A 10,132-nucleotide genomic window follows, 5' to 3' on the forward strand; every position below is an offset into this window, starting at 1 on the left:
AGGACGGATATGCTCAATAACTTTGATTTTAGCAGGGATAAACTCAAGCTTTTCTGACTTATCCTCGCCCATTTTATGTAGCTCACCGCCGCAGCAATCACAGATTTTATTGTCGATATCGTGAATAACCTGCTCTCGCGGCAAGTCTTTTGGTAACGGCTTACGCACCGGTTAGTTGCGTTTAAAATTTAGACTCATACTGGTTTGATTGTCTTTAATTGATACTATCGTATAAGTTGATAATGCAGTGCCTCTAGCAGAAAACCTTCCTAAATATAATTTCTATTATTTATCCGCGTTGATTAAGCACCCCTATATAGAGGGGGTTAATCGCCACAGAGGGGTTGAATCTCTGTCATAGTTTTGATTATTAATCAGACGAGAGGGTAATATGAAAAAAATGACAATTAAAATTAATCGATTGAAATTAGAAAATCATCCAAAACTTATAGAGTTAACAAATGGAGATATTTTTAATCAAAAACAATCACGATATATAAATCAAATATCAGAAAGCCAGTTATTAATATTATTCAGTAATATTCAATTGAATGTAATAAATGGAGTAGATGGAGAATATTTACTCTTGGCGCCAAACACAATATTCTGCTCGTTGCTTTCACACCCTGCGGCAAGATATATGAGTGTCAATCTGCTAATACATGAGGCTTATGATGATGCACTCATTGAGTTAATTGATACGCTCAACTTGGTTTTACCATCATTATCATTTCTAGAAATATCGAATAAATCTAAAACCATTAATATTCGTCACAAACAACTTAAGAAGATGGGCTATAAACCGACAACTTTAAAATTATTATCTCAATTAGCTAATAAAAATAACTCAACATTTAGCAAGGTGGGGCGATGATGAAAAAAGTAGAGGAAAAAAGTAATCGAGCTAATGCTGCTGGCTCACCCTATCCAGAAGTTCATGAACAAATGCAGAAGTTAAAATATTGGTACAAAAGCAAATTATCAAATACCGAATTATTTATTTTGCTCGTAATGTGGTTGAAAGGGCAATTAAATGAACTTGATATAGGTGAAAGTGCACCTCATTTTTATCGCCTAAAATCTTCGGAGGCTGCTCTAAAAAATTCCTTGAGAATTGTAAAAGATGGAGGTGTATCCTGGGTAGAGTATTCAATTCTGGTAGATGATAATGAATATGTGTGGATGCCTACCCCTCACGCATTAAACAATTTCTTTTGGCGTGTATTACAACAATACAATAATTATGGGAAACCACTATTAACGAAGAATGAGCTGAATGAGTTATCTCACTTCTGGCAATCGAAAGCTATAAGAAATAAGAAAATGAGCAGAGTTAAGACTGCCGATAAAAGGGTGTGGAAAACATATATTAGTAAGTGCATTACTGCTGATAGCATGCTTTCAAGTAATGCCAAAAATTTATATGTTTCAAAGTTAGCTCATTCATCTGCAATAGCTTATCAAATTGAGGAGTTAGAAAGGATACGCTATCAGCTATATCGCTCATTAAATAATGCAGTGAACAGAATATTCAAAGAGGCTGAGGTTTGGGAAATGTTAGAAGACTTTTCAAGGAACGTCGCAGGTAAAATAATTTTACCATTTTGCTGTGAAAAAGAAGCAAGGTATCTAACTGAGCAATCTAATCGAATTGTGGAGCTTAAGATTATTCGATATGAGAATCATAGACGAACGACTGCATTTGATGATCGTAGCTTAGGAGCAAACAATACTATCACATATGATGAAGCTGCTAATTTTTTTATCGATCTACAGAGCGGTTTGTTGGAATATAAAATTAATACGACGAGTAAAGAGGGGCTTATTAGTTATTATAATCAGGTTACTCAAATATTCGCCTTACAATTTATTACGATGACAGGTTTAAGGCCGACCCATGCTATCAGCCCTTTACTTGTTAACTTGCAAGTAGCTCGTTTATGCGTTTTCGATAAAGGAATGGCACGGAACCTCTTATTAAATAACTTTTTACAGCAACAAATTAAATGTTATCAACTAATCAAGAGTAAATTGGCTCAGTTCATTCCCGCTATACATAGCTTTCCATATTTATTTTTTATTATCGATGAGTTGCAAAAACCAACAACATTAACAGCGAAGACACTACGACACTTTATGCATAGCCATTGGGAGTGGCATGTACCGTATTCATTGCGAAAAGTTTTTTCTCAAACGTTATTAGAATTAAATTTACCTAATCATTTAATTGACCGAATTATGGGACATTATGAGCATGGGGAGCATGCTGGCGTCGTAAATATATTTCAATCTGAAGAAGTAAAAACGTTACAAGTATTAAATCAATTACCTTCTATCTTTAAAATGGAGCTATTTGATTTATGATTGTATATATGGAAATCGATACTTGGCTTAGCAGTCGAATGGATAGGAAGTCGAATGCAATATCACTTAAATGGGTTTTGGCTCATTGGAGTGATATACAAAGTGCAAGTTCAGCTAAATTGACCACTTCAATGCGCACTAGCATCAATAAGAAAATAAACAAGATTTCAACTGGTAAGCGCAGAGAGTATAAATTAGCAGTATTAGATATCATTCTATATTTATCAGAAGGTTTGCAGTGGTCTATTCCTACTCCTGAGAAAAGAGTGCTACAAGATGAGGAAAATAAATGGTATCAGAGCATGCGCTCTGAGTCCCAAAGTGCAAGTCATTTGAATGTTATTCATCAGGAATTACTCGAAGATAAAGTCAGGAGTGCCTTTGAAGTCGATAGTGCAACTATTGCGATTTCTTTGCTTTTAGAAACTGCACCTCTTTCAATGGCGTCATTATTTTATATATTGTCACATCCTGATGTGCTAGAAGTTACTGAAAAATACTCAAACATTTACTTTCCTATTACCTTAAATGTTAGTGATGAAATTAATAAATATGCAAGATATCGACTTTCACCACTGTGCTATCGGTTGTTAGTTAATTATTATGAAAATATTAATTTCCCTAATAGTATAAGTGAGCTCCGAACAAGCATTTTCAACTACTTATCCTTCGCTCCTTTTTATTTTCAAAAAATAACAGATCAACTATTAATGAAAATAGTCGCTTGCCATTGGGATAAAAAATTACCTCAATTTTTATTGGATGACTTTATTAATCCTAATAGGCAATCTGCTATAAAAAAAGAGCGGTACTTTGCTATTAACAATACTGCCAATAAAGGAGTTAAAAAGAATAATGCCAATAGTATTTTCGCAACGTCATTTAAGTTATCAATTAAGCCTATAGATAATGATAAATGGCCTCACAAAAAATTGTTAGCAGAGCACAAAAAGAAAGGAACTAAAAGGTTATTAGAGCAGTTAAAAGATGATGATGTGGTCTGGAATCAGGATAATATATTACCTCAATTATATTATTTTTTTCTATTAGAGTTAATCGAGTTCGGTGGTGTAAAAAAATCTAATTTAGAGAACTCAACCATGGAGACCTACACAAATGGACTTAAATACCTCAAACAAAACCCTTTAAGTTTTGAATGTGCGATGAATGAGGATGATTTGAATGCTTGGGCAAGGTCATTTTATGACAATGTAGAGTCTGATAATGTGAGAGTCTATATCCTTTATTTCTTAAAGTTTATGGCTGAGTATGAACTAACTGATGCACTAGATATTGATGCTTTTAAGTCTGTACATCGACCTGGCAATACGGATGCTAATTTTGTTACAGCTAAAGAATTCCAACATATATTATCATTACTCGCTAAGGAAATACCTGAAAATAGTTTACAGAAAAAATTTTCAATGCTTGCTGCAATTTTCGGATTTCATGCTGGATTGAGAAGGGGGGAAATAATTCGATTACGTGTGTTTGATGTTATGTCTGTAAGGCCGAAAGGGAATTTATTTCGTATATATATAAAGAATACAAAAGAGGGAAGAACAAAAAACGGTAAATCTAGAATAGTGTATATGCAACTACCGGAATATCAATCTCAGTTATTATGGACATTGCTAGATTTTAAAAAGAATGTTGCCTGGGATGAACCTTTACTTTGCTTCGCTGGAGAGAAAAGTTCTGTACGTGAGCAACATTATTTACTACCAGTCACCCGTGCAATTAAAGTTGTTTGTGGAGAACGCGGGCGACTTCATCTTCTGAGACATAGTTTTGCTTTTGTGTCGACGAATCAGTTATTAACTAAGTTTGCTTCTTTTGAAAACACATCTGATTGTCCATATCTCAGAGAACTATTACAACTAGATTTCATTGACAAGAAATTTTCGTATTGGTTTGAAGGCCGACCTATAGAGTATATAAACTCGCAACTTGCTTTAGACCAAATAAGTGAACAGATTGGACATAGTCATTTTGAGACAACCAGAAAAAGTTATTTACATGGCCATGAATGGTTATGTGGGTACTTTTTAGAACCAAGAAAAATATATTCTAAGGCAATGTTACGATATATATTAGGTTTAAAAGCGGGATCAAATGATATCTCTAGGAGAATTAATTCATTATTGAAAAACTTGCCTGACTGCTCTCAGAGCAACATGCACAGGTCGGCGTCTTTGTTAATAACTAGAGTGAATGAGATGGCTTTGAATATAAATAATCAACTCTCTTGGTTAAAAGAAGATATTTATGACTCGATAGAACTTAATTGGAAAAATGTATTGGAAATGAATGAGGTTAATAAATCTATTTCTTTTTTTGATGTGTTGATAAAGGGTTATATAGAGTCGACTAGTGAGGTAAATCAAATTAGCTGGCAAGAGCTTAGTCAGATAAAACTATTATTATATCGGAATAATCCTCCTTTTCATTTCACAAAGCCTACTCTTAAATTGATAAAAAAATGGTTGATAAACTTTAATACGGATAGGAATAGTTTTAATGTTAAATGTAATCAAAAGATTGCGGCAGAATATCGTAAATTATTTTCCCTATCTGAGTTTAAAATATTCAACTGTACTTTTACTCTTTTTAAGAATAAAAACACATCAAGCAATAAACAAGAGGAGTTTATTAGAAAAGCTTTCTTTATTCGCGATGAAGAGTTATCTATAGAGCATATTGCTTCAGGAAAAAGTCGATTAGAAGTCAATCTTGCATTAAAAACATTCTCTATTAGAAAATTAATAGCGTTATATCGTAATATTTTTAGCTTAATGTAAAAATTATCAAAAAATAGCTGGAAATATTCAACGTGACGATTAACCACCCTCCTAGAGGGGTAGTTAATCGTCACATGAGCATTTTTTTTTAGTAATACTAAGTTTCCGATTAATCTTAAATAAGGAATTAGTATATGCAAGCTAATATAAAGTTCAAGCGACCAATTGCAAAAGCAATTAGTACTGCTCTTAAAGCGGCAGATAAAAAAAATGATGCTTTGAAAAAAGCTTATTTTCACCTAGTTAACGAGGGAAAACTACAGATTGTAGTTGGTAATAAATCAGAAATGAGTTGTTTTGAAATTGAAACACTAACAGTTGACGAGTATATCAATTGTGATGCTTTTTCATTACCAGCTGATGCAGTTGCTGATGCAATCTCAATGTGCCATGGAACTCAAGATATTGAAATTGTGTTGACCTATTCTAATGGAGGTGCATGTGAGGTGACTTTTTCAGATCTGAATTGTTATCGTCTAATAAAAAGCAGTGAAGCAGAAAAAGTTCATATAGAATACCTAGAAAAATCTAAGCTTAATACATTTACATCTATACCGAGAGCTAATTTTAGCCAACTTCTTTATGATTTAGATAAGGAAAAACCACTTGAAGCAGTACAAGTCAGCTCTACACCAGAAACCCCTAATCTAGTTAAAATGAAAATACAAAGAGATGGAGATATTTTCCTAAAAGACTTGGCTTATCAAGGAATCTTAGATATTGATTTTTTTATGGATGAACGCACATATGCAACTGTTCACAAAATCACTAATGAAAGCCATGATGAATTTATCAATATTTCTTCTCAATTTAACAATCTTGTTATCAAAACAGAGTGTTGTGCTTACTCATTTACTACAACCGGAGCTGATGAGTTTTTACAAAAAAAAGTGATTAAAACCGAAAGTGAGATTGATTTTTTTGTTAATGCGTACAAATTAAAAAAAGAAGTTTCTTCGTATATTAAATTATCTGAAATTAAACACCAAGAACAAGTTTTTCTGCTTTTTAATAATGGTTTTTTGATGTTTTGTTCAATGTCAGAACACGTGGTATGCGCTAAGATATTTAAATTAAATTGCTTATCATCTATAGAATTCAGTGGTGCTTTCACAGCTAATCTTAATATTTTAAATAAACTAAAAGTAAAGGATGTTACTACTTTTCATGAGATGTATACCGCACTGACAAAAACTGATGATGGAAAGTATAATCTATCATTTTTCAATAAAAATGATAAAAATCATCCATTTTATTCTGTTAGTTGTACTTCAGTACCTAATCAAAAAAAAGATCTGATAAAAATTTTTGATAAGTATCCTGCTCTGTCTACAGATTGGGGCCATGAAGATAATGAAAACATGATATTAGATTTATTCTGATAAATAGCTGATTAGATCTTTACTTTGTAAGTTCGATTAAGACCCTATTCACAATCAGTGAATAGGGTCTTTTTTTTATATGTTCATTGAGAAATAGTTCTATTTTATAATTTCATGTTGAAGAGTTATCTGATACCCCACATTAGGTTGGAGAAGTAAGGATTTTACGGGAAATTAGGTACAAATTGATTAATGAAATGGTTAATAAGTTGAAAGGAAAAAGCTGATTAACACTTTTTATGACGGGTTTTACAACAATATAGTTGAATTATTTCAACGATAAAGCTCAGTAATATCGATTGTTTATTTTATGCGTATTTTAATCTAGAGAAGAAGACTTTAGTGATACATAAAGTTGAATTATTTCAACTACAAAGCTCAGTAAAATCGATTATTTATTTTATTTTTTGAGTATTTTAACTTGGTGAAGAACACTTTAGTGGTACATATAGTTGAATTTTTTCAACTATAAAGCTCAGTAAATTTTCAACTGTAAAATAAAAAATGTTGTAATTGATGTGGCCAAATGGTGGCCAAAAAATTAATTTTGACCATTTAAAGTGGTCAAAACTGGGTTTAAATGGTGTTGTAGGATTGACTTTAACTTGTTGTTTTAAAAGCAATTTGTTGTTTTTTAGTAGGTTGCGATAATTTAAGGTTAAGCCTTCCAAGCTGATGATGCGGGTTCGATTCCCGCTGCCCGCTCCAAGTTTTCCTTGTGAAAATAAACGTTAAAACCAAGCTATTATGCTTGGTTTTTTTGTATCTGGCATTCAATAAAAATATATTTTTGGCTAATTTGTGCCAATGACTACTTTCCCTATTCCTGCTTCACGCTTTAACCTCTATCTATATTTTTCATTACCAACATCAAATAACACTTTCGCTGAACAATTGAAATGATTACGGCACAAAACAAGACTGACCCTATTGTATGTTTCTCCAAGTTTACTGTGGCTAGAAAGGGGCTCCTTCAACATAATTTATTTATACTCCAGTTTTAATAAAGTTATAGTGGTATTTTCGTATGAAAGTTTCATTAAATAAATGAGTATCAATGTCTGTTTATTTATTTCTTAAAAGATATTGCTTTATATATCCTCTTAAAAGGATATTGTTTTATGTATCCCCTTAAAGGGATATTATTGTATATATCCCCTTGAGAGGGTATCATTATATATCCCTTTGTGTTTTCTAAAATTATAAGGAACTGTGGCATGGTATATAGTCCGAAACAACTTGCTGATTTGATGCTTCTTATCAGGCAAACAAATAACTGGACCCAAGCAGATCTAGCTAAAAGAGTTGGAATAAAGCAAGGAACTATCTCCAACTTTGAAAATAATCCCGATAACACAAAACTTTCAACTTTTTTTAAATTACTTCAGGCTATGAATTTAACGCTAAGTGTTGAAGATAAAAATAAAAAACAGCATAGTAATGATGAGGACTGGTAATGCAGGAATTAATCGCATATATGAATGGAGAGCTTGTAGGTAGCCTAAAGAAATTATCGAATGGTGCTCATTCATTCCAATATGACAGAAGTTGGATAAGTAATGACAAAGCTCGGCCATTATCATTATCGTTAAAGCTGCAACTACCCTCTATTACTTCAGATGCAGTAATTAACTATTTTGATAATCTTTTACCTGATAGCACTAAGGTTAGGGAAAGAATAGTTACAAGATACAAAGCAGCGTCTAAGCAACCCTTCGATCTTCTCAAAGAAGTAGGTAAAGATAGTGTTGGTGCTATAGCACTATTATCTCCTGAGCAACCTTACCAAAGTGAGCCTATCCTCTACGAAGTACTAGAAGAGCAAAAACTTGAAGCAGTACTTTCCGCCTATAAGTCAGAGATACCTTTAGGCATGATAGAGCAAGATGATGATTTCAGAATATCGGTTGCTGGAGTACAAGAGAAAACAGCACTTCTTTTATTGGATGGGAAGTGGTGTATTCCTAAAGGTAATACGCCGACTACACACATAATAAAATTACCCATAGGAGAAATAGAGCAAGCCAATGCGACGTTGGATCTAAAGGATAGTGTAGAAAATGAGTATCTTTGTATTGAGCTTGCTAGAGAGCTTGGTTTTAAAGTTCCAAATGTAGAAATAATAAAAACTAAGAATCTTAAGGCGTTGGCTGTAGAGCGTTTTGATAGGCGCTGGAATAGAGATAAAACAGGCCTGTTACGCTTACCCCAGGAAGATATCTGTCAAGTATTTGGAAAGCCTTCATCGATTAAATATGAATCCCATGGAGGGCCTGGAATCGCTGAAATAATGGAACTGTTAATGGGATCTAGTAATGCACTTGAAGATCAATATAACTTTATGAGATTTCAGGTATTTCAATGGGTCATTGGTGCTACGGATGGGCATGCTAAAAACTTTTCTATTTTTATAGAGAAAGGTGGGAGCTATAGGCTAACCCCGTTTTATGATATTTTATCTGCTTACCCTATTCTTGGAGGGCGAGGGCTAAATATCAGACAGTTAAAACTCGCAATGGGATTGAAAGCGACCAAGGGAAAAAAGTATGACATACACAAAATTTTACCTCGCCACTTTCTTGATACAGCTAAAGCAATCAACTTTAGCCAAGCTAAGATGCAAGCGATTTTAACTGATCTAAAAGAGCAACTTCCAGAAGCTATTCTTCAACTCAAAGGTAAGCTTCCTAAAGATTTTCCGGAGCATATATCAGAGCCGATTTTTGAAAACTCAATTAAAATGCTAAGGAGGATTGTAGTAGTATAGCGATGCTTTAGTATCTAGTTTCGATTATAGGTGCTATTAACTGTAATCAAAAGAGGTTACCTTTTTACGACGTTGGCGAGTGGATAATATCTTTATATTCGAAAGTATTACACTCTATTATATTGCTATGTTTACTTATAATATTACTAAGTCTAAACGAGAAGTTTCTTTAACATATATCAGAAAGTATATTTTCAGGAATGCTACAACAGCTTAAAAAGTTATAAATCAAATTTCGCACATTGAATTTTTTCAACAGCAAAGCTCAGTGATTTTGTTATTTGAGAATTTAAATGATCGTTATTGTTGTGGTTAAGCGGTATTGATATTTTATGGTTAACTGATTGTTTTAAAAAGATTTTGTTTTTTTAATTGGTTGGTGTAATTTGAGAGTAAGCCTTCCAAGTTGATGATGCAGGTTCGATTCCCGATCCAAGTATTACTACTTTAAAACCAATTACTTGTGCTTAGTTTTTTTATTTCTATCATTTGATAGATAAAATTTTTGGCCGTTTTGTGGCATCTACTTTATTTCTAGTATTTTTTATTACCTCACTTCATCAGTACTACTCAAAAAGATACTGTCAAGTTAAAGCAACTTTCAACAAACATACGATAATCAATGCATGAAAAATTTCAATATCTGCGCTGGTTATCGTTATCCAGCACAAATTATTAGCCATACAGTTTGGCTTTATCATTGTTTTATACTTAGCTTTCGAGATATCGAAGAATTACTTGTAGCACGGTATTCTGGTCAAGCATAACTGGACACCTGACTTTGTAAATTTTCATAGTTAATCGGTGTTAAATCATTG

General features: G+C 32.9%; 5 protein-coding genes and 3 pseudogenes. 7 read left to right on the forward strand and 1 reads right to left on the reverse strand.

Annotated features, from left to right (window positions below; genetic code table 11):
• A pseudogene (locus V6256_RS13780) lies at positions 1-165 on the reverse strand (IS66 family transposase zinc-finger binding domain-containing protein); the annotation flags it as partial.
• Between the two features lie 226 nt (positions 166-391).
• Between V6256_RS13780 and V6256_RS13785 the strand changes: the two are divergent.
• The 7 genes and pseudogenes from V6256_RS13785 to V6256_RS13815 form a co-directional block, all read left to right on the forward strand.
• Positions 392-874 carry a hypothetical protein gene (locus tag V6256_RS13785; RefSeq protein ID WP_341598807.1) on the forward strand — a complete coding sequence of 161 codons (483 nt, stop codon included), beginning with the start codon at positions 392-394 and terminating at the stop codon, positions 872-874.
• Entirely contained in the window at positions 871-2,364 is a 1,494-nt protein-coding gene (locus V6256_RS13790) for a hypothetical protein (protein WP_341598808.1), read from the forward strand. Before V6256_RS13785 ends, V6256_RS13790 begins: the two co-directional genes overlap by 4 nt.
• Entirely contained in the window at positions 2,361-5,165 is a 2,805-nt protein-coding gene (locus V6256_RS13795) for a site-specific integrase (RefSeq protein WP_341598809.1), read from the forward strand. The genes V6256_RS13790 and V6256_RS13795 overlap by 4 nt, the downstream gene beginning before the upstream one ends.
• A gap of 134 nt (positions 5,166-5,299) precedes the next feature.
• Complete coding sequence (locus V6256_RS13800; protein ID WP_341598810.1) at positions 5,300-6,547, forward strand: hypothetical protein; 1,248 nt, start codon at positions 5,300-5,302, stop codon at positions 6,545-6,547.
• Between the two features lie 1,217 nt (positions 6,548-7,764).
• A pseudogene (hipB, locus tag V6256_RS13805) lies at positions 7,765-7,977 on the forward strand (type II toxin-antitoxin system antitoxin HipB); the annotation flags it as partial.
• Positions 7,978-8,003: 26 nt separating this feature from the next.
• Complete coding sequence (locus V6256_RS13810) at positions 8,004-9,314, forward strand: type II toxin-antitoxin system HipA family toxin (RefSeq protein ID WP_341598812.1); 1,311 nt, start codon at positions 8,004-8,006, stop codon at positions 9,312-9,314.
• Positions 9,315-9,940: 626 nt separating this feature from the next.
• A pseudogene (locus V6256_RS13815) lies at positions 9,941-10,063 on the forward strand (IS6 family transposase); the annotation flags it as partial.
• Positions 10,064-10,132 lie beyond the last annotated feature (69 nt).

It is taken from the genome of Psychromonas aquatilis (genome assembly GCF_038155185.1).
Classification (GTDB): Bacteria; Pseudomonadota; Gammaproteobacteria; order Enterobacterales; family Psychromonadaceae; genus Psychromonas; species Psychromonas aquatilis.

What these genes read in the sequence shown, in the direction of transcription:
- V6256_RS13785 (WP_341598807.1), top strand. Translation starts at nt 392, where the DNA reads ATGAAAAAAATGACAATTAAAATTAATCGATTGAAATTAGAAAATCAT.
- V6256_RS13795 (WP_341598809.1), top strand. Translation starts at nt 2,361, where the DNA reads ATGATTGTATATATGGAAATCGATACTTGGCTTAGCAGTCGAATGGAT.
- V6256_RS13790 (WP_341598808.1), top strand. Translation starts at nt 871, where the DNA reads ATGATGAAAAAAGTAGAGGAAAAAAGTAATCGAGCTAATGCTGCTGGC.
- V6256_RS13800 (WP_341598810.1), top strand. Translation starts at nt 5,300, where the DNA reads ATGCAAGCTAATATAAAGTTCAAGCGACCAATTGCAAAAGCAATTAGT.
- V6256_RS13810 (WP_341598812.1), top strand. Translation starts at nt 8,004, where the DNA reads ATGCAGGAATTAATCGCATATATGAATGGAGAGCTTGTAGGTAGCCTA.